We start from the raw sequence: 24829 nt of genomic DNA, 5'->3' as shown, positions 1-24829 counted from the left end.
CGTCGCGCCGCCGCGCCCGATCAGGGAACGGTCCAGCACCAGGACCTCCGCGCCCGAGCGCGCCGCCTCGATGGCCGCATAAAGCCCGGCACCACCCGCCCCGATGACGAGAACGTCGGTTTGCATGTGCGCCGCCCCTTGGCTGCGGCCCCGGACGCCCGGCATGTGCTCAGTCATGGGCGACGTCCTCTTCCACAATATGATTCCAGATGGCCGCGCAAATGTCGCGGAACCGTGGATCCTGCCGCAGGGCACGGGGATCGCGCGGACGCGGCAGGTCCACGCTGTGCACGGACCGTACCCGCCCGGGGCGCGGCGCCATCACCACGACCCGGTCGGCCAGCGTGACCGCCTCCTCAATGTCATGGGTCACAAAGATCATGCTCCGCTGGCGCTGGGACCAGATGCGGAGCAGCTCGCGCCCCATCGTGATCTTGGTTTGCGCGTCCAGCGCACCGAAGGGCTCGTCCAGAAGGTAGAGATCCGGCGCATAGGCCAGCAGCCGCGCCAGCGCCACGCGCTGGCGCATGCCGCCCGAAAGCTGGGCCGGGTGGTGCCCGGCGAAATCGGAAAGCCCCACCAGGGTCAGCAGCTCCGCCAGCCGCGCTGGACGATCGGCAGCCGGGGTGCCGCCCAGCTCCAACCCGACCTCCACATTCCGCCGCACATTGGCCCAGGGCATCAGCGTGTCGCGCTGGAACATGAACCCTACGCCTGGCGGCGGCCCCGAAACGGGGTTGCCATCCAGCAGCACGCGCCCTGCTGTCGGCTCCTGCAACCCCGAAGCTAGACGGAGCAGCGTCGACTTGCCGCAGCCGGAGGGCCCGACAATGGCCAGGAATTCGCCATCCCCTAGGACGAGGTCGATGCCGTCCAGCACCCGGAGCCCTGGATACTCCAGAGCAATCCCCTGAAAGGCGAGCTTGGGAGGCGTGCTCATCCCACTCACCGGACGGCGCCACGCAGCGTGAAACGCTCGATCAGCCGCACGATCTCGTTCCCGACCACCGCAATCACCATCAGCGCGATGAGCCCCGCCATCACCCCGGTCGTGTCCAGCCGTCCGCCCGAACGCTCCACATACCAGCCCAGGCCTCGATTGGCTCCCAGCAACTCCCCGAGTACCGAGCCCACGAGCGCGAGGCCAAGGCCGATCCGGGTGGCCCCGAAGATCCAGGGCAGGATAGCCGGCAGGCGCACATGCCAAAGCAGCCAGAGCGGCCGCGCGCGCATGCTGCGCATCGCGTCCAGCAAATCTCGATCCACCTCGCGCAGTCCCTGCGCGGTGTTGAGCAGATAGACGAACACCACCATGGAGAAGGCCATCATCACCTTCGAGAGAAGGCCGATGCCGAACCAGATGATGAAGAGCGGCGCGAAGGCCACGCGGGGTACGCTGTAAAGGCCCATGACCAATGGATCCGCGAGTTGCGCCCCACGCGGAAAGGCCGCGTAGAGCACACCGGCCAGTACGCCCACGACGAGACCGAGGAGCAGGCCGAGCAGCGCCTGCCATGCCGTCGCCGAGGCATGCCAGACAAGATCGCCGCTGGCCGCCATCTGCCAGAGCCGCGCTGCGATCAGGGAGGGCTGGCTGACCCAGAAGGGATCGACATAGTGGTCTGTCGCGACCTCCCACACGGCCAGCACGACGCCGATGAGGAGGATGCGTTGCAGAGTGGCGGACAACCAGGCTGGCATCATGCGGCGCGGCGGCAGGGCAACGCCTTCCGCCTTGGAGGCCTCTTGAGTCGCGGCCTCCATCTCAGTCCTGGACCGGAGGAATGGAGATTTCGCTGAAGGGGATGCGGCGCAGGCCGGGCTCGGCCGGCAGCAGCATGTCGAGCAGCGTCTCGTAGCCCTGCTCCTCAACCCGGCCCTCTGGAGCCAAACGCGCCTGCATATCGGCCGCCAGCTTGTCGATTTCCACGTCGCTGTAATCCGGGAATTGCCGCCGCAGCCCAGCCAGCGCCACGGCGCGATCCGCGCGGATGGCGCGGATGCCACGCAGGACTGCGCGCACGAAACCACGCGCCACATCCGGCTGCTGGGTGAACCAAGCCTGGCGGGTCAGCAGCGCGAGGGCCGGATAGGGGATCTGCCGGAAATCCTGCACGATCCGGTAGCCGTTATTGCCCAGCGTCTGCATGTGCAGCAGATCGGCATTGATGACCATGCCGGCATCCACCCGACCGCTGTCGATCGCAGCCTTCATGCTCGCGCCACCGCCGGCGCCAACGATTTCCACATCCCGGTCCGGGTTCAGGCCGGCCTTAGCCAACGCCCAGCGCAGGGTGTTGTCCGTCAGGCTGCTCGGCGAGGTGATGCCGATCTTCTTGCCGCGAAGATCGGCCAGCGAGGAGAAGCTCGTCCCCGGCCGGCTCACCAGCGCATAGGAATGACGCGTGTCCAGTTCCACCGCGACCACGGCATCCTGCCGGCGGCTCCGCAGGCGCACCACATGGTCCACCGCACAGATGCAGACCTCGATCCCGCCGCCAACCAGGGCCTGGATTGCCGGCGCGCCACCGCGGAAATCGACCAACTCGGCCGTGAGGCCAGCTTCGCGGAAATAGCCCTGATCGATGGCAACATAGACCGGTGCCGCCATCTCGCTCGAGGAGGCCGCACCGATCCGGACTGTCGTCTGGGCACTGGGGGACGCGACTGTGGCCAGCAGAGTGGCGCACAACGTTATGCCCGCCAGCACGTTCCGCATCATCATCGGTCCAAACCCCACAGGTTTGCGCCAATTAACAGTTGTCTTACGTGTTTGGCAAACACCACCCCGTTCAGGAGCGTGATTTTTTCTAAATCCCGCGCCTCCATGCTGCGATGCCGAGCGAAGTTCTTCTTCGGAGGATGGGGTGCTCCGGTGTGGAGCCCATGCAAGCACAAATCGGGCCGGATGTTTTCAAGCCGAACCGTCCTCCTCGAAGGTAAAGCGGCCCTGGCCCGAACGCGCCGGCCACGCCAGGTGCCGACGCGAACAGAGTTACACAACGCGCGGGCGAGGCCACCCTTATGGCACCAGCGATGATGAGGTGAGCCGCCGGGCCGCTGCCACAGGGCGCAAGCCGATGCTAGTTGTCGCCCAGGCCCGCCATCGAGACCGGAGCCGAGCAAGGGAAGGAGAGTCGGCGTGCCGCGCAAAATCCCGTCCACCAGAGCCTTGATGACCTTCGAGGCGGCCGGGCGGCATGAAAGTCTTTCCCGGGCGGCCGCGGAACTCGGCATGACCGAGGGTGCGGTCAGTCGGCAGATCGCGCGGCTAGAGGATTATCTGGAGCTGCTTCTCTTCAACCGCGTGAAGGGACGGATCCATCTTACCGATGCCGGGCGCGAGTACTGGGAGCAGGTGGTCCAGACTCTGTCCCGGCTGGAGAGCGACACGCTGAGCCTGATCGGAAGGCCAAGGGAGGGCGGTGTGCTGGAGCTGGCCGTGATCCCCACCTTCACGAACAAGTGGCTGATTCCCCGCCTGCCAAAGTTTCACGCGCGACACCCCGGCATCACCGTCAATATGAGCGAGCGGCCGGAGCCGTTTCTCTTCGCCGAAAGTCGCTTTGATGCCGCGATTCACTACGACCATCCGGCCTGGGCGGGCATGATCACCAAGGACCTTTTTGAGGAGGAGCTGGTGCCGGTATGCCATCCGGCCTTGCTCAACGGCCGTCCCACGGTTCCACTGGACGAGCTGAAGAAGCTTCCGTTGCTGCACAAGCGAGGCCGGACCGACGCCTGGAGGCGCTGGTGGGATCACCTCGGGGTCAGCGACATCAAGCCTATGGAGGGAGCGCGCTACGACCTGTTCTCGATGGCGATCGAGGCTGCGCTGGCCGGGCTTGGCATGGCGCTCGTCCCCCGCCTTTATGTGGCGCGGGACGTTCAGGAGGGACGCCTGACCATTCCGGTTGACCTGCGCGTGCCCGGGGAGAAGCGCTACTGCGTCGTCTGCCCCGAACGAAAATACGGCTCCTGGCCGCTCCGCCCTTTCCTCGACTGGCTCATGATGGAGGCGGAGCTGTATGTTCATCGTCGGACGGACATCCCAGCCAGACTTGAGGCGGATCCGGTCTGACAGGGCCCCGCCACCAGGACTGGCCTATCCGTCGGTGATCCGGATCTCGGCGCGCCGGATAACATCGCCCCAGCGCTCGTTCTCTTGCGTCAGGAAGGTGCCGAATTCGGCACGGCTCATCGGTGACGCGACAAAGCCGTTCGAGTTCAGTGCTCCCCGGAACCCATCGGAGGCCAGCACCTCCTGCACGGCGGCATGCATGCCGTCCAGAGCCACCTCCGGCGTGCCACGTGCGGCCAGCAGGCCAAACCAGATATCCGCGTTGATCGGAATACCCTGCTCCTTGAGAGTGGGAAGGTCCGGCACGCCGGCAAAGCGCTCCGGCGAGCACACACCGAGGATGGGAACACGGTCCCGCTGAGGATAGGAGACGGCGATCGGCACCATCATCGTATCCACCTGATCAGCGCTGACAGCGGTCAGGGCCGGAGCCGCACCCGGGAACGGGATGTGCTCCATCTCCGCCCCGATCTCCATCCGGAACATCTCAGCCGCAACCTGCGAAACGCTTCCCACCCCGTAGGAGGCATAGGTGAGCGGCGGGCGCGCATTCTTCGCCCGCCTCACGAGCTGCGCCGCATCTTTCACCTGGAGGCCCGGGCGCGCCACGAGGGAGACAATGCCCTTCACCGCCGCAGCGACGGGCACGAAGTCCTGCACGGGGAACGGAGGACGAGCATAGGCGTTCGGCAGCACCGTATGCGTGTCCGAAGTGGCCATCAGAAAGGTCAGCCCGTCCGCGGGCGAGGCCAGAACATGCCGCGAGGCGACGATGCCGTTCGCGCCAGGCCGGTTTTCGATGACGACAGATGTGCCGAGCCGGTCACCCAGATGCTGCGCCACAAGCCGTGCGGCGATGTCCGTCGCGCCGCCCGGCGGGTAGGGCACCACCAGCCGAACCGGGCGACCCGGCCGCCACCCGCCCTGCGCCGCGCCGATGCGGGGCGCCGCGAGCGATAGCAGCGCCGCGCCGGCAACGAGCTGCCGTCGGCTGATTGGAGCAAGGGAACCGTTGTTCCACAAACGCATGGACGTCCTCCAAAGGGCTGCTTTCCGACGCGGCTGACCCGCCCGGCGCCCGATATGACTACAGGGTTCAGCGCTGCAGCGCGGCGTCGTTCCCGGCGATGCGGCCGAAGACCGCACCGCGCATGACCGAGGTCGCGCCGGTATAGACACCGTAATAGAGCCCAAGCACCTCGCCAGCCGCGTAAAGGCCGGGGATCACCTCGCCATCGGCATTCAGCACCTGACTCCGCGTATTGACCTTCAGTCCACCGAAGGTGAAGCAATTGCCGCAGATGACCGGGTAAGCCAGATAGGGCGGCGTCCCGATCGGGCGGGACCAGTTCGACTTGCGCGGCTGATAGCCCTGCGCCGTACGCAGCCCATCCGGCCGGAGGGGGTCGAAGCCGTCAGAACTCGGGCAGGCGGCGTTGAAGGCTGCGACCGTCGCCTCCAGCTCGTCCGCCGGCACGCCGATCTGCTCCGCCAGCGCCGACAAGGTCTGGGCCTTGATCGGCTGCTGGTCCGAGCGGACGGATTTCCGCCAGTTCGGCACGTCGTCGATGCGGGAATCCAGGATCACATAGGCGATGCCGTCCGGTTGCTCGTGGATCACACGGGTGATCGCCTCGTAAGTGGCATCGACCGTATGCGGCGCCTCATCCACGAAGCGCTGCCCCTGCTTGTTCACCAGCAGCCCATAGTTGAACACCAGGACGATAGGTTCCGGTGCGCCTGAACGGGGATCGAGCGGCTCCGCATGGAAGCTGCTGAAGTCGCCGCATGGCGCTGCGCCGATATCAAGCGCCATGCGGATGCCCTCACCCTTGTTGTAGTAGCCGCCGCGGGCAACCGGGCGCGTGTAGCGCGCCCGGGCGCCCACATAGCGGGCCAGCATCTCGGGATTACCCTCAAACCCGCCGCTGGCGAGGATGACGGAACGGGCGCGGAGCGTAATGGACCGATTCCCAGGGCCAACGGCCAGGACGCCAGTTACACGGCCATGATCGTCCTGAAGGAGCTTGCGGGCAGTTGTGCGGTACAGGACCTTGGCTCGGTCTTGCTTCTCGATCCAGGCTCCCAAAGCCTCCACCATGGCCAGCCCACCACCAATCGGGCTCATGCGCGGCTGGCTTGCCGTGATGAAGTAGGTGGGAAGCCGGTCGAAGCGGATCCCGAACTCCTTCAGCCACTTGATCGTTGGCGGAGCCTGGTCGGCGAAGGTCGCTATCACCTCCGGATCGGTGAAGCCAAGAACCTTCACAATGGAAGGCCATTGCTCCTGCGGCCCGGACACTTCCCGTAGCAGACCCGGGTCCAGATAGTGACCGGCATTCTCGGCGAAGTGCTCCTCGAAGTCGTCCGAGACCTCGTCCTCGCTCTTCATGCGGAGAAGCGATTCCGTCCAGCGTGTGTTGCCGCCGCGTTCCTCCCGGGGCGCGCGCTCCAGCATGGTGACGCTCGCTCCCGCCTGCAGCGCGCTCGCCGCCGCGGAGAGGCCCGCGATCCCACTACCGACGACAAGAACGTCGACGGTTTCATTGCCTTCGCTCACACCATTTCTCCCTGCCAGCCCCGGTGGGTTTGTCCTGCCCACCTCAGGTGTGGGCCTTAGTACTTACGGATAAAGGGGTCCGGCATCTCCAGCTCCGTGGAGATCCAGACGCTCTTGACCTCCATGTACTCCTTCACGGCCTCCACCCCGCCTTCTCGGCCAATGCCACTGTTCTTGTAGCCACCGAAGGGCGTTGTGAAGCTCGTCGAACGGTAATTGTTGATCCAGACCGTGCCAGCCTTCAGCCGCTCCGACATCTTCATCGCCCGATGCAGGCTGCGCGTCCAGACGCCCGCTGCCAGGCCGAACTGAATGTCGTTCCCGATGCGGATCGCGTCCTCCTCATCCTTGAACCGGAGCACCGCCAGCACGGGGCCGAAGACCTCTTCCTGAGCGATCCGCATGTCATTCGTGACGTCGAGGAAGATGGTCGGCTCCACAATCTGCCCGGCGCCGTAGCCGGGGCCGGTAAGGGCGCGGCCGCCGGCTGCGCAGCGGGCACCTTCCTTCTTGGCGATGTCGATGTAGGACATCACCTTCTCGAACTGCGGACGGGTGGCGACAGGCCCAACCTGGATCCCCGGTTGCCGCGGGTCACCCGCCCTCGCCTTGCTGGTGATGCGGAGGAGCTTCTCGACAAACTCGTCGTAGATGCCATCCTGAAGGAGGAGGCGAGAGCCCGCCATGCAGGTCTGACCTCCAGCGGAGAAGATCCCGGTGATCACCCCGTTCACCGCCTTGTCCAGGTCAGCATCGTCGAACACAATGTTCGGGGATTTGCCGCCGAGCTCAAGGGAAACGCGCTTGAGATGCCGGCCCGCGATCTCCGCGACCTTGCGGCCGCCCTGGTCACCACCGGTGAAGGCCACGCGGGCGACATGCGGATGGGTGATCAGCGGCTCGCCCGCTTCCTGCCCGAAACCCGTGATGACGTTCACCACTCCAGCGGGGAACCCGGCTTCCTTCACCAGCCTGGCCAGCTCAAACAATGAGGCCGAGGTGAACTCTGACGGCTTGCACACAATGGTGTTCCCGCCGCACAGCGCCGGTGCCATCTTCCAAGCCGTGAGAAGCAAGGAGGAGTTCCAGGGCGTGATGCTCGCAACGACACCCATCGGCTCGTAGCGCGTGTAATTGAAGACCTTCGGCTTATCGATTGGGATAGTGGCACCCTGGATTTTATCGGCGAGCCCACCGTAGTAGTAGAAGTACTTCGCGACGTAGCGGACCTGCCCCATGACCTCGCTCAGCAGCTTGCCGTTATCGAGGCTCTCGATCTCGGCGAGCCGTTGTGCGTTCTGGTCAATGAGCTGGCCGAGGCGGTGGAGCAGCATGCCCCGGTCGGAGGTCGAGATCGTGCCCCAGGGACCGGACAGAGCGTCATGCGCGGCAGTGACGGCGCGGTCCACATCAGCCGCCCCGGCCCGGGGAATCTGGACCCAGGCCTCGCCCGAGAAGGGATCGAGGCTGTCGAACCACTCGCCGGTGAGGGGCTCGTACCATTCGTTGCCAATAAACAGCTTGTAGCGCTCAACCATGACCGTCGCGTTTCCCGGAAGGCTCGTTGGGCCGGATGATGCGGCGGTGGTTCGGGGCCGGCCATCGACAAATGCACAATGGGCAGTGCCATTTTGTCATCAGCCCGTCAGGGATACGCGTCCTATCTCATGAATACGCACCGGGGCAGCCGAGGGCGGGCCATACGTCCGCGGGCAAATGCCAACAGGGAAGACACGGCCGTGCCGTCCGCCTCATCGGTCGCTTCTCTCGCGATCCTGGCCGAGACGAGGCGCGCCCCTACAGTGCAAGGCTCAGCTGCTGCGCCGTTGCGTCCTCCTCGGTATTGAGCGCGGACAGGGTGATGCCCAGAAGGCGCACGCCCTTTGGAATCGGGAACTGGGACCGCAGGAGGTCCAGCGCCGTGCTCTCCAGGACCTGGAGGCTCGGCACGGGCGCGGCGAAGGACTGGCTCCGCGTCAATTGCCGGAAGTCGGCATATTTGATCTTCAGCGTGACGGTCCGGCCCCGGATCGCCGACCTCTCGCAATAGGCCCAGACCTTCTCGGCCAGGGGCCGCAGCTGCTCGCGCATCTGGTCGAAGCTCGTCAGGTCCTCAGGAAAAGTGTTCTCAGCCCCCACGGATTTCCGGATCCGGTCGGCCCGGACAGGCCGTTCGTCGATGCCCCGGGAGATCCAGTAATAGAACGCGCCGCTTCTGCCGAAATGCTCCTGCAGAAAGGGCATGCTCTGCTGCCGTAATTCCAGACCGGTGTGGATGCCAAGGGCGTTCATCCTGGCCGCCGTGACCGGCCCGATGCCGTGGAACCGGCCGACTTCCAGCGGCTCCACAAAGGCCACGCCGCGCTCGGGGGGAATGACGAAGAGACCGTCCGGCTTGCGATAGTCGGAGGCCAGCTTCGCCAAAAACTTATTATAGGAGACACCGGCAGAGGCGGTCAGCCCCGTGTGCGCGCGGATCAGGGCGCGTATCTCGCGGGCGACCTGGGTGGCCGAGGCAAGGCCCTTCAAGTTCTCCGTGACGTCCAGATAGGCTTCGTCGAGCGAGAGTGGCTCCATGATGGGTGTGTACTCGGCGAAGATGGCGTGAACCTGGCGCGACACCTCGCGGTACACTTCGAAGCGCGGAGGCACGAAGACCAGCTCGGGGCATTTCCGGCGTGCCATGGCCGAGGACATGGCGGAGCGTACGCCGAAGCGCCGCGCCTCGTAGCTGGCCGCGGCAACGACGCCCCGCTCGCGCGAGCCGCCTACCGCGACAGGCCTGCCGCGCAGATCTGGATGGTCCCGCTGCTCGACCGAGGCATAGAAGGCATCCATATCGATGTGGATAATCTTTCTCTGCTGCGGCGACAGCGACGCTGGCGAGGCGGGTGGCGCAGAGATATCCGACACCCGCCCATTCTAGCAGAGCCGGGCCGGGAGGGGACTGTCCTTTCCATGATCCCTGCCCTCCCCGCTGTGCCGGGCCGCCAAGCCGCTTCCGGATCGGCACGCGGCCGGGAAACAGGCCTTGGGGGAGGAGAGCCGGACCGGGTGCCCGCCCGGCCGTGGTGGCCTCCTCCAGAGGGAGAGCCGAGGTCACCCTCACCTCCCCACAACATTCCAGCAACTTTGCGTTGCAACATCGTGGGTTGCCGATGGGCATCCGGCGTTCTATCTGAGCGCCACGGCAGCCCGGGTATCCCGACTGCCGCTTTCTTGGACGTTTCCTCCCTAAACTCGGCGGGACCTTCGGGCCCCGCCCTTTTTTTTGTGCACAGTCTGGAATGGCGAAGGGCAAGCTCGGGGCAGGCTCTTGAGGCCGAAAACCAGGTATCGGCCGGGGAGCCCCCGTGCCGAATGGTTGGCAGACCAGCCCCAGAACCTTTAGAGAACACTCTGAAGGGCAGCCATGACCGAACAGATCGTCATCACTGAGAAGACCAGCCAGGCGAAGGACGTCCGGGCGGCGGTGGGGCACCGGTACGGCGCGATCCTGCCCGCCGAGGGCCACCTGTTCGACTTAGTGGAGCCGGAGGAGGCGGTGCCGGCCTGGAAGCGCTGGTCCCCTATCCTGCTGCGGCCCGAGGGACTCTACGGCACGAAGCCGGCATCGGGTGGAAACAAGGCCTCCAAGCTCCAGGCGATCCGGGATGCGCTCCGGCGCGCGAACTGCGTCTGGCTCGCGACGGATTGCGACCGCGAAGGGCAGCTGATCGGCCAGGAGATCCTGGAACACCTGAAATATCGCGGCCGGGTCATGCGGGTCATCTTTACCGCCCAGGACCCGCAGACCATCCGGGACGCCTTTGCCCGGGCCAAGCCCAATGCCGAATATGCCCGCCTCTATGCCGCCGCCGTCGCCAGGCGCCAGGCGGACCAGATCTACAACCTCTCCCTGACCCGCACGGCGACCGTCACCCTTGCCCGTGGCGCGCGCACGGTCATCGGCGTGGGGCGCGTGAAGACACCGACCCTGGCCATCGTATGCCGGCGTGAGCTGGAGATCCGGAACTTCGTCCCGCAACCCTATTTCGAGGTTGTGGCGACCGCCGAAGCGGCGGCCGGCGCCTTCCGGATGCGGCACGCCCCAAAGGAGCGCATCCTCAAGCGCGCGGATGCTGAGGCGATCGCCGCGGCGGCCGAGGGCTTCGAGGGACCGTTGGCCGTAAAGGTCGAGGACAAGCGGCAATCCCCGCCCCGCCTGCACGACCTGCCCTCGCTGCAACGGCTCTGCGGCTCCCGCTTCGGCTGGTCGGCGGCGCGAACGCTGGAGGTGGCGCAGCAGCTTTATGATGGCGAAGGCAAGAAGGTCATCACCTATCCCCGCGCCGAGACACGCTACCTGCCGGAAAGCCTGATCCCGGACGCGCCCCGGATTGTCGCGGCGCTCCGTGTGGGCCGCACCTTCAGCGAGGTGCCGGTGCCCGAACCGCCGGTGATCCGCCGTGGCGCTGGCGGCCCCTTCCACGACAAAGGCCTGGCCGGGGCCAGCCACCACGCCGTGATCCCCAATGTGAACACGGTGGAGCGCCTCCGCGAGATCTGGCCGCGCCTTTCGGCCGATGAGCGGCGGCTCTTCGACGTGATCGCCCGCTCCTATCTCGCGGCGATGATGCCGGATTTCCGCTACCGGCAGACCACCGTCACGCTGGATGTGCGCGGCCACCTCTTCCGTGCCTCAGGCCGCCAGCCCATCGAGATGGGATGGCGCGCCGCCTTCCCGGACTGGCAGCCGGCCGAGGAGAAGGGCGAGGAGGCGCAGCTTCTCCCGGCGCTGCGAAACGGCGAGACGGTGCAGCTGCGGGATACCGAGGTGGAGGACAAGGAGACCCGGCCGCCACCACGCTACAACGAGGGCACGCTGATCGATGCGATGCAGAATGCCTGGCGCTTCGTCGAGGATGAGGGGCTGCGGGAGCGGCTGAAGGAGGCCAAGGGCATCGGCACGCCGGCCACCCGGGCCGAGATCATCCGCGGCCTGAAGGCGCAGGAATTCCTGGTCGCGGATGGCAAGCACATCATACCCACCCCGCGGGGCCTGTCGCTTTTTGCCGTGCTGGAGAAGGCCGATCCGGCCCTGGTTGATCCCGGCGTAACGGCGCAGATGGAACGGCTACTGGATGAGGTACTGGTCGGCGAACAGGAAATGATGGGCGCGATCGACGCCGTCTGCACCCAGGCCAGCCGCATCATTGGGCGGCTGCAGGAGGGGGCTGGATCAGTGGATCCGGCCTTGCTGGGTGGCGGGGCGCGGGGCGGCGGGGCAGACCGCCCCCCGACCCCGGCCATGAAGCGTTTCGTGGACAGCCTGGCGCGCCAGAAAGGCATCAAGCCGCCGCGCGGCTATACGACCTCGGGCAAACTGTGCCGGGCCTTCCTTGATGAGCATTCCGGCAAGAAGGTTCAGCGCGACGGCGGCGTGGTTCTGGATCAAGGGCAGCCAGAGGGGGACACTCCGCGGCACGTGACGCGCAGGAAGGCGACGGTGCGAGCCAAGGCGGCACCGGAGGCAGCGCCACGGAAGCGGCGCGGCGGAAAGCCGGGCGCGGCGAAGGCCTCTGCCCCCAGCCAGGACGATACGCCGCTGAACATTCCCTTCGGCAACAAGCAGGTCGCGCTCGATCTCGGCGCCCGCTACCGCGCGGGCGGCTGGTACGCGCCCCCCGGCACGGATCTCGACGGCTTCCGCGAACGCGGCTGGCTGTGATCCCGGCCACAGCCTCGGTGTGTTCGGTTCCGGAATCGCATGAACGGAACGGCCCGTGTTGCCCCACCGGCGGGAGACTGCCATCGACGGCCGATGCATCGCCCGGTCCCTTCCTGCCTATGCCGCATCACCTCGACGGGCTGAACCCTGCCCAGCGGGCAGCCGCGACCCATCCCGCGCCGGTCCTGGTGCTGGCGGGCGCGGGTTCCGGGAAGACCGAGACGCTGACCCGGCGCGTGGCCGGCCTCATCCTCGGCGGTGAGGCACCGGACCGGCTGCTCTGCATCACCTTCACCGTGAAGGCGGCCGAAGAAATGCGGGAACGCCTCTCCGCTCTGCTCAGCCCGGCGCGCACGCCGCGCTGGGTTGGCACCTTCCACGCCGTCATGGCGCGCCTGCTGATCGAGGACGGCGCCGGCGTCCCAAACCTACCCAAGGGCTTCGCGATCCTCGGGGCGCGGGAAGCGCGCAGCCTGCTGATGCAGGCAGCCGGACTGGCCGATGCAAAGGAGGGCGCGCTGCTCGCGGAGGCGGTGTCGCTGCTGAAGAACAGTCTGGTCACCGACCCGCGCCGGCTGCCGCGCTCCCCTGCCCTCGCCCGCTTCGAGCCGGAGGTTCTGGCCCAGGCCGCCACCGTCCTGCCGAACTACAGAGTGGCGCTGCAGCAACGCCAGGCGCTCGACTTCGACGATCTGATCGCCATCCCCGTGGCGGCCATGCGGACTGATCCGGCTCTCGCTGCGCGCTGGTCCGCCCGATGGGCCGAGATCCTGGTGGACGAGTACCAGGATACCAACCACGCCCAGCACGCGCTGGTGCGGCTGCTGGCGGGAAAGCCCGGCCGCGTCTTCGCGGTGGGCGACGATCTGCAAGCGATCTATGGGTGGCGTGGGGCGGATGTCACGCATATCCGGCGCTTCGGGAAGGACTACCCGGCCGCCCCCGCGCCGCTGAAGCTTGAGACCAATTATCGCTCCACCGCTTCCATCCTGCGCGCGGCCAATGCCGTCGCGACCCGGGATCCGGAAGCGCTGCCAAAGACCCTGCGTCCGGCCGATCCAAAGGCGCCGGCCGGCCTTCCCATCGCCGTCAGCGAGGCCGCCACGCCGGACGACGAGGGACGCGACGCGCTCACCTGGATACAGGCGCTCCGCCGCAAGCAGCCGGAGTTGCCCTGGCGTGAATGTGCGGTGCTCGTCCGAGCAGGGTTCGTGGCCGACCCGATTCTCGCCGCCCTGCGTCGGGCCGGGATCCCCGTGCGGCTGGTGACGGACCGCGAGCCCGAGACGCCGCGCGAGGTGCTCGGTGCCATCGCTTGGCTGCGACTGGCCATGAGCCGGACCGGCGGCGGGAAGCGTCATCCAGAAGTCTGGAGCCCGGCTGCCGATGACGCGTTCCGGCGCGCCTGCGCCTTTCCGCCGCGGGGGATCGGCGGCACGCTGTTCGGGCGCCTGCGCGAGCACGCGGGCACGCAAGGTCTCTCGCTGGCCGATGCCGTAGCGACGCTGCCCGGCACCGCCCAGGAACGCCAGGGCCTTGAGGCGGTGCTGGGCATCGCGCGCGAGATCGGGGACGGCATCGCCCGGAGGAAGCTCGGCCCCGCCGATGCGCTGCGCCTTGCTGCAGAGGCGAGCGAGATTGCAGAGCGGCTGGACGGCCGGGGCACAGCCGGCGAAGCATGGGAAAAGCTGCTGCTGGCGGCCGGCCCGTCCGGCGACGTCGTCGCCTTCTGCGACAGGGCCGCGCTCGCCGACGCGCCCGGCGGGTCGGCGGCACCTGACGCCGTGCCCGTCATGACCCTGCACCAGGCGAAGGGGCTGGAGTTCGACCACGTCCTACTGGCCGGGCTGGAAGAGGGCGTATGGCCGCACTGGGCGGCCGAACAGAACGGCGCCCTGGCTGAGGAACGCCGGCTTTTCTATGTCGGCCTCACCCGCGCCCGGCGCTCCCTGCGGCTGAGCTGGGTCCGGAACCGGCGCGAATGGGCGGCCAAGCCCTCGCGCTTCCTGGGCGAGTTGCCGAAACCCTCGGGGGACATCGCGAGCAAGACGGCACGAGCGCCCCATCCGCATGCACAGCCAATTCCGAAGGGAGCGAAGCTGGAGCAGCAGGTGGCCGAGTTCCTGGCCCGCAAGGCCGGCTCGCGTTAGCGCGGGATCAGCCCGAGACGGTGCACCACCTCGATCTTCTCCGCATTGTCGCGGCGGGCCTGCTCCGTGAAGTCCTCGCGTCCAGCATAGAGGATTGGCTCGCCGAGGCGTCCCATCACCTCGCGGAAGGACGCTGCCTCGGTGGCCTGTCGGCACAGCGTGTCCAGCCGCTCCGTCAAGGCCTCGGGCGTTCCGCGCGGCACGGTGATGCCGGCGAGCACCGGCTGCAGCGTGGGCAAGCCCAGTTCACGCGTGCTCGGCACATCCGGTGCCGCGACGCTGCGGTGGTCACCGAACACCGCCAGAAGACGCACCGGCTTGCCGCGCGCGCCGCCCACCGTGCCCATGCCGAAATCAAGCCGCCCGCTGAGCATCTCGGGATAGATGGGAACCTCTCCGCGGAAAGGCACGTCGGTCACGCGCAGCGAAAGGCCCTGGACGATGTTCGCGAAGGAGAGATGCCCGAGGCTGTTCGTGCCGAAATGCCCGTAGGTCATCTTATCCGGGCGCGCGCGGATCGCATCGATCAGTTCGGGCAGGCTGCGGAACGGTGATTGCTCGGCAACGCTCACGGCCAGGACGTTCTCGAAAACCTTGCAGACATACTCGAAGGATTCGACGTTGAAGGGTACGCCGCGCACCGTATGGGCCGCCGTGGTGATCGGCGTGATCGGGCCGAAGCCGATGGTGTAGCCGTCCGGCTTGGCGCTCGCCACGGCCTGGGCACCCACGATCCCCGCGGCGCCATCGCGGTTGACGACGATGAAGCGCCCTTCGGACAGGTCCGACATGGCCTGGGAGAGCGCGCGGCCGATCGTGTCCACAACGCCGCCCGCCTGCCAGGAGACGATCACCTGAACAGGCCGGTCCGGATAGAAGGGCGTCTGCTGCGCCATGGCGCGCGGTGCCGCGACGGCGCCGATCAGCACGGCGCAAAGCGCCGCCCGCAATGCAGCCCCCAGGGTACGGGTCATACGTTCCTCCTCGGGCGGAGTTCCTGATGGCCCCGCCTCATTTGCATTGCGAATTTTCAATTTACTTCTGCAACGCTAGCGTGATCGTCTTCCGAACCGCAAGCCTGATTGGCACGCCGGCTTAGTCCCTGTTGGCCCGCTCCGTTCCGGGCAGCGCGCCGGCTGCAGCACCGAAGCCTGCCCTCAACCGGTCACGAGGATCGTTATGATGGTGCCCGACCGTCCGCACGGCCCGGCAGCATCCTGCTACTATCAACCGCAGAAGAGGGGTTCGGGCATACCGCGCACCCCCAGCCCATGCAGAGCGAAGACCGAACCGGCCAGGGGCTGCCGCGCCCGCTCCGCCTCGTTCAGGAACACCGTGCCGGAGGTGACATAGAGCACGTCCAGACCCGGCCCGCCGAAATTGCACATTGTGGGATGCGAGACGGGCAGCCGCACGATGCGGTCCAGTCGTCCTTCCGGGTCGAAGCGCCCGATCGACCAATCACCGATCAGCGCGCACCAGTAATAGCCTTCCGCGTCAAAGGTCGCGCCATCGACCCGCCATGGCAGGCCGGCCGTGGAGAGGAAGATGCGCTTGTTGCTGATCCGCCCGTTTTCCAGATCAAGATCATAGCGCCACACCGTCTCGCCCCGACTGTCGCCGAAGATCATCGTGCGATCATCCGGGCTGAAGGCCATGCCGTTAGAGACGATGAAGCCCGTGTCCATCCGTTTGCAGGAAAAGCCCGGATCGAGCCGGTAGAGCGACCCACCCGGATTCTCGTCGCCCGCGTCACGCGATCCACACCAGAAGCGCCCGCGGCGGTCGCAGCGCCCGTCATTCAGGCGGTTTTCCGGCCGGTCGGGCTCCGGATCCAGGATCGGCGTCACCGCCCCGGTGCCGAGATCGACTTCCGCGAAGCCTTGCTTCAGCCCGGCGATGATGCCGCCATCGCGGCGGAAGACGAAGGAACCGATATTGTTCGGCATGTCCCAGTGGCGGACCGTGCCGTCCGCCTCCAGGCGCTGCAGCGCCGGGCGGCGGGTGTCCACCCAGTAGAGACGCTGCTCCGTTGGATGCCACATCGGGCATTCGCCGACGATGTCGGTGCCCCTGTGGGTCACTTCAATCTCGGGAGGCGGTCGCTTCGCCATGGCTGATCTGCCTCCGGCTCAGGCGGCGCCAGCGGGCTCGATGCCGGCCTGCCAGGTTGAGGGGCGCCCGCCGAAGCCGGCCTTGTCGCGCTTTTCCAGCCAGTAGCCATAGGCGGAAGGCAGGCCCGCAAACGGCGCTTCCACGCCCAGCTTCATGGCGGCATCGAGCGCCCAGTTCGGGTTGTGCAGCATCTCCCGGCCGATCGCGACGAGATCGGCGCTCCCTTGCCGCAGGATCGCCTCGGCCTGATCCGCATGCACGATCAGCCCCACCGCCATGGTGGCGATTCCCGCCTCGGCGCGGATGCGGGCGGCATAGGGCACTTGGTAGCCATAGGCAGGGCGCTGTGGGTCGGCGATGGAGCGCGCCGTCATTCCGCCGGTGCTGCAGTCGATGATGTCCACGCCCTTCGTCTTCAGCACACGGGCCAGTTCCACCGTCTCCTCGATGGTGCCGCCATCCTCGTCCACGGCGGAGACGCGGAAGAAGAGCGGCTTCTCCTCGGGCCAGTGGCGCCGCACCTCCTCCACCACCTCGACCACGAAGCGCATGCGTTTGCGCAGGCTGCCGCCATAGGCGTCGTCGCGCCGGTTCGCGGTGGGCGAGAGGAACTGGTGCAGCAGGTAGCCATGTGCGCCGTGAACCTCCAGCACATCGAAGCCGGCGCGGTGGGCGCGCGCGGCGGCGGCACCCCAGGCGGCGACCATGTCCTGGATCTCCGGGATCGTAAGGGCGCGGGGCACGGCCGCCCTGGGGCTCGCAGGAATCGCGCTTGGTGCCACCAGTTCCCATTCCTCGCCATGATCGACGCCGGGATGGCTGGCCAGCGGCGCCCGACCTTCCCACGGGAGGGAATTGCGAGCCTTCCGCCCGGAATGGCCGAGCTGAAGGCCGATCGCGGCACCATGCACCTTCACGAACTGGGTAATGCGCTGCAGGCCCGGGACGAACTCATCCTTCCAGATGCCCGGATCCCGCGGGGTGGTGCAGCCGCGCGGATCCACCTTCGTTGATTCCATGAACACCAGCCCGGTGCCGCCAGCGGCGAACTTACCGAGATGCATCAGGTGCCAGTCCGTGACATGGCCGCCCTCCGCCGCGTAGGTCAGCATGGGCGACAGGACGACCCGGTTTCGCAGCGTCAGGCCGCGGAGGTGGATCGGCTCAAAGAGCATAGGCGACTGAGGCATCCTGGCTGTCATCCTCCTTCCGCCTGTCTTCCGCGAAGGACGGTGCAGGCTTGTTCTTGGCTTGCCGCTGCATTTTCGCAATGCGAATTATGTACTCGTACCGCAGGGATGCTATCCTGCACCGGCCCGAGGCGTAAAGCGCCCGCAGCGGCCTTTTGAAAATGAGGGATACTGTCGCTTGGTCCTGACCAAAGTCGAAGCACCACCCGTCCCGGAAGAGGAGAAGGATCGCCAGTTCGTCACTGCCCTGGCGCGTGGGCTCAAGCTCCTGCAATGCTTCACGCCCGAACGGCCGGAGCTGAGCGGATCGGATCTGGCACGGCTCACAAGACTGCCGCAGCCGACCGTTTGGCGGCTCTGCCATACGATGCTTGAACTCGGCGTTCTCGTCTCAGTCTCCGGCGAGAAGCTGCGCCCTGGCCTGCCTGCCCTCCGGCTCGGCCACAGCGCCATTGCCGGTCTCGGCATCGCTGAACTCGCGCGGCCGCATCTTCAGGAACTGGCGGACACCTTCGAGGGCGCCGGAGCCCTCGCAGCGCGGGACGGCCTCGACATGGTGATGCTGCAGCGCTGCGAGAGCGACAACCGCCTGCTGATGAATCTACGCGTCGGCTCGCGCGTGCCGCTCTCCACCTCGGCGCTCGGCTGGGCCTGGCTCGCCGGTATCTCGGATGAGGAACGCGCCGCGGTCGTGGCTGAAATGGAGCAGAAGGACACGTTGCGCTGGGAAAAGGCGAAGGCGGGCTTCGCGAAGGCGCTGGCCGAGTACCGGGCGCACGGCTTCATCATCAACAGCGGCGTGCTGCACAAAGGCTACAACACCGCCGCGGCGCCGGTGGTAGCGCCGGGCGGTGCGGTGCACTATGCGGTGAATTGCGGGTCGGCCTCTGTCACGCTCAGCGTCGCGCAATTGCGGGCTGAGGTGGGGCCACGCCTCGCCGAGCTGGCGAAGATGCTGCGGCATGGCCTCAGCCCGCAGGAAATGCGCCCCGGGTCGAGGTAACGGAGGGCAACGGAACCGTCGCCCTCCTCCATCCGGTCAGGCGGCCCGGCGGAAGGCGTCCAGGCTGCCGGCATGGATCAGTTCGCTCGGCAGCTGGTGCCCGACGATCTGCTCCGCCATGCGCCCGACCTCGATCAGCGCGTCCAGATCCACGCCGGTCTCAATGCCCATCTCGTGGCAGAGCAGCACCAGCTCCTCCGAGCAGATATTGCCGGCGGCGCCCTTCTGTCCGGCGAAGGGACAGCCACCGAGCCCGCCGACCGTTGCATCAAAGCGGTCAATGCCCATCCTCAGCGCCGCATGAGCATTCGCGACAGCCAGGCCGCGCGTGTCGTGCAGATGCAGGGTGATGCGCCTCTCCGGCCAGCGGGCACGCACCTCGCCAATTACACGCTCGATACGGCCCGGCATGGCCCAGCCCATCGTGTCGGCCAGCGAGAAGTCGGTGATCTCCGCACCGGCCTCCTGCGCGATGGCGAGCCCGTCCTCCAGCGTGCTGATAACCTGGGCGGGGGTGATGTCGCCCTGATAGTTGCAGCCGAAGGCGGCCATCACGCCGATCCGCCGCACCGGCACGCCATTCGCGATGTGCACGGCGGTCTGCTTGCGCATGGCCGCCAGGTTCTCCGCATGGGTGCGGTTCAGGTTCTTTTTCGTGAAGGCTTCTGAGGCTGTCAGGGAGATGGAGCCCGAGATGGTCAGCTTGTCACGGAAGGCGAGTGCGCGGTTCAGGCCGTTCTCGTTGAACCACAGCGCCGTGTAGTGCACGCCCTGCTTCGCCCTGAAGCCGCTGACCGTCGCCTCGGCATCAGCCCAGCCCGGCACTACCTTTGGGCTGACGAAGGAACAGACCTGGATGTGCTTCAGGCCGGTCTCGGCCAGCGCCTCGATCAGGCGGATTTTATCGGCAGTCGCGATCGGGCCGGGCTCGATCTGGAAGCCCTCACGCGGCCCTTCCTCCTGGATGTGCACATGCTTCGGCAGGTCGGACATGAGCGATTCCCCTCAGTGCTCTTGATGCCCTCGTCACCCAGGAATGCGGGGGACGATCCCGGCGAGGACCGGGCCGCGGGGCCGGAAAAGACCGTTGATCAGATAGCCCGAAACAGGGCACGGTAAAAGCTAATAAGAAATTCGCACAGCAAATTCATGCTGGAGCGAGATGCCGGCGGCTCGTCAGAGGGCATTTGCCGTCATCAAGGGAGGAGGCAATTGATGATCACACGCCGCAATCTTGCCGGCCTGGCCGGCGCCATCGGAACGGGCCTTACCAGACCCGCAATGGCGCAGGCCCAACCTTTTCCGAACCGGCCGATCAAGCTGGTGGTTCCCTATACGCCTGGTGGTTCCGTCGATCTGATGGCGCGGGCCTTCGGCGCGCGCTTCTCCCACCAGATCGGGCAGACAGCGGTGGTCGAGAACCGGCCCGGCGCCTCTACAATGCTCGCCACGCAATATGTCGCGCGCTCAGAGCCCGACGGCTACACGCTGCTCTCCGGCGGAACCCAGCTGGCCCTGATGTCGCATATCGGCACGCCGACGCCTTACGACCCGGACCGGGACCTCGTCACCGTCGCGCCACTGACCACCATTCCCTACCTGCTGGTCGTGAACTCCTCTCTTCCCGTGCGCAACCTGCGGGAGTTGATCGACTATGCAAAGGCACGGCCGGGCCAACTGGCCTATGCCTCCTTCGGCGTGGGCGGCGCGGGCCATCTGGCGGCCGAGATGTTCAACCTGATGGCTGGCACGCAGACGCTGCACGTTCCCTATAACGGCACGGCACCCGGCCTGAACGATGTCGCGGGCGGACGGGTCCATCTGAGCTTCTGCACCATCCCGCCTGCCCTGCCCCTGATTGAATCGGGCCGCCTCCGCCCACTCGGCCTCACGGGCCTGCAGCACCTCACCGCACTGCCGGGAGTGCCGACCATCGCCGAAGCCGGCCTGCCGGGATATGAGTGCGTGAGCATGAACCTGCTCTTCGCACCCGCTGGTGTGCCGGCCGATCGCCTGCAGAAGCTGAACGAAGCCACTGCCAAATCCCTACAGGACCAGGAGTTGCAGCGAGTCCTGGAGGAGCAAGGCTTCGTGCCAGCGGAGCCGATGGACCCGGAGCGCACGCGGGCCGCGTTCAACGCCTCTGTCGCGAAGCTGGTCGACATCATCAAGCGCGCCAATATCCGCGCCTGAGAAGCGGGAGTTCATGAAAACGGGGCCGCTTCCGAAGAAGCGGCCCCATCAGTTCGCAAGTTGCAGCGGACTGGGCGCCCGGAAGCCGGGCGCCCGCGCGATTAACCTGCCAGCAGCTTGCGCGCGATGAGCACCCGCTGGATCTCACTGGTACCGCCGCCAATCTGAGCGTGCCGCAGCAGGCGGTAGAAATAGGTCAGCGGCAGCTCCAGCGTCTCGCCCATGGCGCCATGCACCTGGATGCCATGATCAAGGCAGCGCGCTCCCCAGTCACCGGCGCACATCTTCACCAGCGCCGCCTCCGCCCGCACATCCTCGCCCGCATCGGCACGCGCCGCCATCTCATAGGTCATGGAACGGAGCGCGGTGATGTCGACATGCATGTCGACCAGCTTCCACTGCACCGCCTGCCGCTCGGCGATCGGCTTTCCGAAAGTCACGCGCTGCTTCGCCCATTCGATGGAGAGATCGAGCGCACGCTGCATCTTGCCGATGGCATAGGGCCCGCGCAGCAGCCGGTCATGAATGGTGAGCCAGCGTTGGCCGAGAGAGAAGCCCTTGCCGACCTCGCCAAGCACGTTCTCGGGCCCGAGCCGAACATTGTCGAAGTTGATGATGTACTGAGAGGCACGCGAGCCCAACCAGGTCGGGATACCCGCGGGATCGATGTTCACGCCCGGCGTGTTGCGGTCCAGCACGAACATGGTGATACCACCACGCTGCCGCTTCTCGGGGTCGGTGACCGCCTGCACCATGATGATATCGGACTCGTGCGCGTTCGAAATCCACATCTTGGTCCCGTTGAGCACCCACCCGTCGCCGTCCTGCACAGCGCGGGTCTGCATCATGCCGCCAGGATCGGAGCCGGCATTGGGCTCGGACTGCGCGAAGCAGGTGGTCTTCGTCCCCTCAATCACCGGCTTCAAGTAGCGGTCCACCTGCTCGCCCTTGCACTCGTAAAGAATGTTGGCCACCGAAGCGAAGGGAAAGGGCACGGCAGTGTAGTTGAACTCCTCGAGAATGACGCATTGCGCGAGCATCCCGAGGCTGCTGCCGCCGTAGGATTCCGGCACCATGAGGTACCAGAGGCCGGAATCGCGCGCGATGCCGATCAGGCGCTCCACGACCTTCTGATCGAAGACCGAGGTGAGATTGACGATTGGCGGCAGCCCATAAGCCTGGCGTGGTGACGCCAGGTATTCGCGTTCCAGCGGCAGCAACTCCTCCCGCACGATGCGGCGGGCGAGGTCCCGATACTCCCGGATCTCCGCCGGCAGGACGTAGCCGGACTCCTGGGGAACATGGGTGTCCATTCTCGTCTTCTCCAATCAGGCCACGAGGGCGAGCTGCCGGGCAGGCGTCCGGTCGATGTTCCGCAGCTGGTCGAACAGGGCATCCGCCTGTGCCGACATGCCACCCACTTCCAGGCAGGCCTGGAATTTCTCGAGGAGCTCCGCCTCGGACAGGGGAATGCTGGCATGCCCGCGCGCGCGACGGATCTCCGGCCCCTCAATCACCTGTCCGGAAGCCAGCCGCACCTCCACCTTGTCGAAACGTGCCCCCGCCGGCATCTCCGGGTCATAATCCTGGTTGGCGGCAACCGTGGTCCGTGCGATCAGCGCTTGTACGTCAGGGCGCTGGACGAAGGCGTCCGTCAGCTCCGGCAGCCCCACGCGGCGCATAATGATGGCGGCCGCCATGGCGAACTCGGCGCTGAACTTCGCCTCCAGCCCGGTCTTCGGCCGGTGGTTGCGCAGAATGGTGGCGTGCCGGTCGCTCATATGAACCGTGATTGCCTGGACATCCTGCAGAGCGAAGCTGTTCTCGCTGACCAGTTGCAGCATCCCGTCAATGGAGCGGTGGGTGCAGTAGCATGTCGGGAACTTCTTGATGCTGAGCCCTTCGGTGAGGATGCGCCATTCGCGGCCCAGCGCCGAAGCCTCTTCCTCCCGGTCCACTTCTCCATGCTGCGAGACGGCGGCGAGGAAGCCTTGCGGATGCTCCAGCGCGTCCGGTGAAGCAGTGAAGCCCGCATCGGCCAGACGGGCCGCCATCAGCCCGGCATGCGCGGAACGCCCGGCATGGAAGGGCTTGGTCATCGTGCCGAAATTCGCCATCAGCCCCGCGCTTTGCGAGGCGCCAAGCGCAATGGCCATAGTTGCCTTCCCCGCATCCAGCCCGCGCAGCTTCGCGCAAGCGGCGGCCGCGGCGATGGCGCCGAAGATCCCGGTGGGGTGCCAGCCCTTGCTGTGGTGGAAGCCCCGTTCGCGCCGGACGAGTTCGGCCCAGCATTCGTAGCCCGCCACATAGGCCGTGAGCATCTCAGCACCGGAAGAACCAAGGGCCTCGGCTTCCGCCAGGATGGCGGGAACCAGTACGGTGCTCGGATGCCCGCGCAGCGCGACATCGTCGAAATCGAGCGCATGGGCCGCTGTACCGTTGATCCAGGCCGCCTCGGGCGCCGGGGCGCGGAGGCCGCTGAAATAGAGCGTCGCCTCCCCGCCCGCGGGTGCGAGGGTGCGACGCAGGATCTGCGGCGCGTCCTCGTCACGGCCGGCGATCATCACACCGACGCAGTCGATCAACCCCATGCGGGCCGTGTGCAGCGCCTGTGCCGGAATCCGCACCGGGTCTAGCGACGCGACGAAAGCACCAAGCGCATGCGTAAGCGCCATGACGGGTTTCCTCCTCTGGGCGGCGACAGGCCGCGCCGTTCTTTTATTTGCAGTCCGAATAAAATATTCTTTTTCAGGCTGGGAGCCGCCCTGCCGGGGGTCAAGCGATCCGGGGCGAAACCGGCACTGTCGTCAGGTCTTAGCAGGTGGAATGAACGGGTAGGGAACCGGGTCACGACCTCGATAGGGCAGTGCCACGACCGCCGAACCCGGCGTGGATTCCACGCCCTTCTCGTTGCGGATGCCGACATCGAGATCGATCAGCCCATAAGCCGGCGTCTCGCGCTTGTCCTTGACCTTCGCCCAGATGGTGAGTGTCTCACCCACCAGGTTCATCGCGCGGAACTGGAAGTTCACCTTCCAGACCCAGCCAGCGCGTCCTGCCCAATCCTTCAGGAGCTGGGCGATGAATTGCTGCTTGAGTGACCCGTTGATCAGCAGCCCCGGCAGCTTGTCGTGCTCGGTTGTGAAGGGCCTGTCGTAATGGATCTTGTGCCAGTTCTCCATCGCCGCCGACCAGCGCATCAAATGCGGCGTGGTGAAGGGTCCCTTGCACAGCGGTCCCACATCGTCGCCGATCGAGACCTCCTCGAAGTCAATCCTCTCGCGCATGCTGCTCACCGCCGGATGATCGTCTTGCGCGCGCGCAGCAGCAGCTGGCCCGCCTCGGTCATGAACTCCGTCTCGATGATCACGAAGATCATCGGGCCGGACTTCGTCTCGCGCTCGTAGATGTCCGCATAGCGGGATTTCTGCAGCACCCGCTCACCATGCCGGGCATAGGCGTAGAACTCGACCTCGGCGCCGCCATTGAGCAGCGCCAGCCCGTGCAGCGGGAGTTCCGGCAGGCCGTTGCCGACACCCATGACAATGCCATCGAAATCCGGGTCATGCGCGCGCTCGGTCAGCACGTCCGGCGCGCCGAAGGGCGTGCGGAACATGTAAGAGGGATAGAGCGGTGGAGCGACCGCACCTCCATACCGCGCCCCAGCCTCGTCGGAGGCATAGGCCGGGTCCGGATCCATGATTGCCTGCGCGTAGCGGCGCACCGCTCCGGGCTCCACCGCATCGCAGGCGGCGAAGGCTGGGGCTTCCCGCCCGATGAAGCTGCGTGCCTCGTCCGTCAGCAGCGCCATGCCGAACTGGTCCTTT

At 66.6% G+C, this 24829-nt stretch carries 21 protein-coding genes; 5 read left to right on the top strand and 16 right to left on the bottom strand.

The features are described from left to right. The 4 genes from ACO1BU_RS05590 to ACO1BU_RS05575 form a co-directional block, all read right to left on the bottom strand. A partial coding sequence (locus ACO1BU_RS05590; protein ID WP_424134929.1) for an FAD-dependent oxidoreductase occupies positions 1 to 126 on the bottom strand: 126 nt, incomplete at its 3' end. A gap of 43 nt (positions 127 to 169) precedes the next feature. Continuing rightward, positions 170 to 940: an ABC transporter ATP-binding protein gene (locus ACO1BU_RS05585; protein ID WP_424134925.1), complete on the bottom strand. Its 771-nt coding sequence runs from the start codon at positions 938 to 940 to the stop codon at positions 170 to 172. Positions 941 to 945: 5 nt separating this feature from the next. After that, on the bottom strand, positions 946 to 1764 hold the full coding sequence (locus tag ACO1BU_RS05580) for an ABC transporter permease (RefSeq protein ID WP_424134924.1): 819 nt from the start codon (positions 1762 to 1764) through the stop codon (positions 946 to 948). Position 1765: 1 nt separating this feature from the next. Continuing rightward, a complete protein-coding gene (locus tag ACO1BU_RS05575) occupies positions 1766 to 2725 on the bottom strand; it encodes an ABC transporter substrate-binding protein (RefSeq protein ID WP_424134923.1) in 960 nt (319 codons plus the stop codon). Between the two features lie 417 nt (positions 2726 to 3142). Here ACO1BU_RS05575 and ACO1BU_RS05570 point away from each other — a divergent pair, with 417 nt between their 5' ends. Beyond that, complete coding sequence (locus ACO1BU_RS05570; protein WP_424134922.1) at positions 3143 to 4081, top strand: LysR family transcriptional regulator; 939 nt, start codon at positions 3143 to 3145, stop codon at positions 4079 to 4081. Positions 4082 to 4105: 24 nt separating this feature from the next. Here the strand turns inward: ACO1BU_RS05570 and ACO1BU_RS05565 are convergent, their stop codons facing one another. The 4 genes from ACO1BU_RS05565 to dinB form a co-directional block, all read right to left on the bottom strand. Further along, complete coding sequence (locus ACO1BU_RS05565; RefSeq protein WP_424134921.1) at positions 4106 to 5110, bottom strand: tripartite tricarboxylate transporter substrate binding protein; 1005 nt, start codon at positions 5108 to 5110, stop codon at positions 4106 to 4108. A 67-nt stretch (positions 5111 to 5177) separates the two neighbouring features. Further along, complete coding sequence (locus ACO1BU_RS05560) at positions 5178 to 6641, bottom strand: FAD-dependent oxidoreductase (RefSeq protein ID WP_424134920.1); 1464 nt, start codon at positions 6639 to 6641, stop codon at positions 5178 to 5180. A gap of 56 nt (positions 6642 to 6697) precedes the next feature. Continuing rightward, the gene (locus tag ACO1BU_RS05555) at positions 6698 to 8179 is read right to left on the bottom strand and encodes an aldehyde dehydrogenase (RefSeq protein ID WP_424134919.1); all 1482 of its coding nucleotides are present in this window, start codon (positions 8177 to 8179) and stop codon (positions 6698 to 6700) included. Positions 8180 to 8438: 259 nt separating this feature from the next. Then, the gene (gene dinB / locus ACO1BU_RS05550; protein WP_424134928.1) at positions 8439 to 9479 is read right to left on the bottom strand and encodes a DNA polymerase IV; all 1041 of its coding nucleotides are present in this window, start codon (positions 9477 to 9479) and stop codon (positions 8439 to 8441) included. Between the two features lie 574 nt (positions 9480 to 10053). Between dinB and ACO1BU_RS05545 the strand changes: the two genes are divergently transcribed. Together ACO1BU_RS05545 and ACO1BU_RS05540 are read left to right on the top strand one after the other, a co-directional pair. Further along, a complete protein-coding gene (locus tag ACO1BU_RS05545) occupies positions 10054 to 12351 on the top strand; it encodes a type IA DNA topoisomerase (protein WP_424134918.1) in 2298 nt (765 codons plus the stop codon). Between the two features lie 119 nt (positions 12352 to 12470). Beyond that, entirely contained in the window at positions 12471 to 14501 is a 2031-nt protein-coding gene (locus ACO1BU_RS05540) for an ATP-dependent helicase (protein ID WP_424134917.1), read from the top strand. Here ACO1BU_RS05540 and ACO1BU_RS05535 read toward each other — a convergent pair. The 3 genes from ACO1BU_RS05535 to ACO1BU_RS05525 all read right to left on the bottom strand — a co-directional run bounded on the left by ACO1BU_RS05535 (position 14498) and on the right by ACO1BU_RS05525 (position 17806). Further along, positions 14498 to 15475: a Bug family tripartite tricarboxylate transporter substrate binding protein gene (locus ACO1BU_RS05535; RefSeq protein WP_424134916.1), complete on the bottom strand. Its 978-nt coding sequence runs from the start codon at positions 15473 to 15475 to the stop codon at positions 14498 to 14500. The genes ACO1BU_RS05540 and ACO1BU_RS05535 overlap by 4 nt on opposite strands. A gap of 252 nt (positions 15476 to 15727) precedes the next feature. Next, complete coding sequence (locus tag ACO1BU_RS05530) at positions 15728 to 16615, bottom strand: SMP-30/gluconolactonase/LRE family protein (RefSeq protein WP_424134915.1); 888 nt, start codon at positions 16613 to 16615, stop codon at positions 15728 to 15730. Between the two features lie 18 nt (positions 16616 to 16633). Then, complete coding sequence (locus ACO1BU_RS05525) at positions 16634 to 17806, bottom strand: NADH:flavin oxidoreductase/NADH oxidase (RefSeq protein ID WP_424134914.1); 1173 nt, start codon at positions 17804 to 17806, stop codon at positions 16634 to 16636. Positions 17807 to 17984: 178 nt separating this feature from the next. Here ACO1BU_RS05525 and ACO1BU_RS05520 point away from each other — a divergent pair, with 178 nt between their 5' ends. Beyond that, a complete protein-coding gene (locus ACO1BU_RS05520; RefSeq protein WP_424134913.1) occupies positions 17985 to 18809 on the top strand; it encodes an IclR family transcriptional regulator in 825 nt (274 codons plus the stop codon). 36 nt (positions 18810 to 18845) lie between these two features. Here ACO1BU_RS05520 and ACO1BU_RS05515 read toward each other — a convergent pair whose 3' ends face one another. Further along, on the bottom strand, positions 18846 to 19802 hold the full coding sequence (locus ACO1BU_RS05515) for a hydroxymethylglutaryl-CoA lyase (RefSeq protein WP_424134912.1): 957 nt from the start codon (positions 19800 to 19802) through the stop codon (positions 18846 to 18848). A 222-nt stretch (positions 19803 to 20024) separates the two neighbouring features. On the opposite strand from ACO1BU_RS05515, the gene ACO1BU_RS05510 reads away from it, so the two are divergent. Next, on the top strand, positions 20025 to 21002 hold the full coding sequence (locus tag ACO1BU_RS05510; protein ID WP_424134911.1) for a Bug family tripartite tricarboxylate transporter substrate binding protein: 978 nt from the start codon (positions 20025 to 20027) through the stop codon (positions 21000 to 21002). A 101-nt stretch (positions 21003 to 21103) separates the two neighbouring features. Here the strand turns inward: ACO1BU_RS05510 and ACO1BU_RS05505 are convergent, their stop codons facing one another. From ACO1BU_RS05505 to ACO1BU_RS05490, 4 genes are all read right to left on the bottom strand, one after another. After that, complete coding sequence (locus ACO1BU_RS05505; RefSeq protein WP_424134910.1) at positions 21104 to 22315, bottom strand: acyl-CoA dehydrogenase family protein; 1212 nt, start codon at positions 22313 to 22315, stop codon at positions 21104 to 21106. 15 nt (positions 22316 to 22330) lie between these two features. Further along, positions 22331 to 23677 carry an MmgE/PrpD family protein gene (locus ACO1BU_RS05500; protein WP_424134909.1) on the bottom strand — a complete coding sequence of 449 codons (1347 nt, stop codon included), beginning with the start codon at positions 23675 to 23677 and terminating at the stop codon, positions 22331 to 22333. A 132-nt stretch (positions 23678 to 23809) separates the two neighbouring features. Beyond that, positions 23810 to 24289: a hotdog family protein gene (locus ACO1BU_RS05495; protein WP_424134908.1), complete on the bottom strand. Its 480-nt coding sequence runs from the start codon at positions 24287 to 24289 to the stop codon at positions 23810 to 23812. A 5-nt stretch (positions 24290 to 24294) separates the two neighbouring features. Continuing rightward, complete coding sequence (locus ACO1BU_RS05490) at positions 24295 to 24813, bottom strand: FAS1-like dehydratase domain-containing protein (protein WP_424134907.1); 519 nt, start codon at positions 24811 to 24813, stop codon at positions 24295 to 24297. Between the last annotated feature and the right edge of the window lie 16 nt (positions 24814 to 24829).

Source organism: Roseomonas chloroacetimidivorans, assembly GCF_049629625.1.
Classification (GTDB): Bacteria; Pseudomonadota; Alphaproteobacteria; order Acetobacterales; family Acetobacteraceae; genus Roseomonas; species Roseomonas chloroacetimidivorans.
Note: the sequence above shows the minus strand (reverse complement) of the source record. Positions and strands in the feature narration are given on the sequence as shown.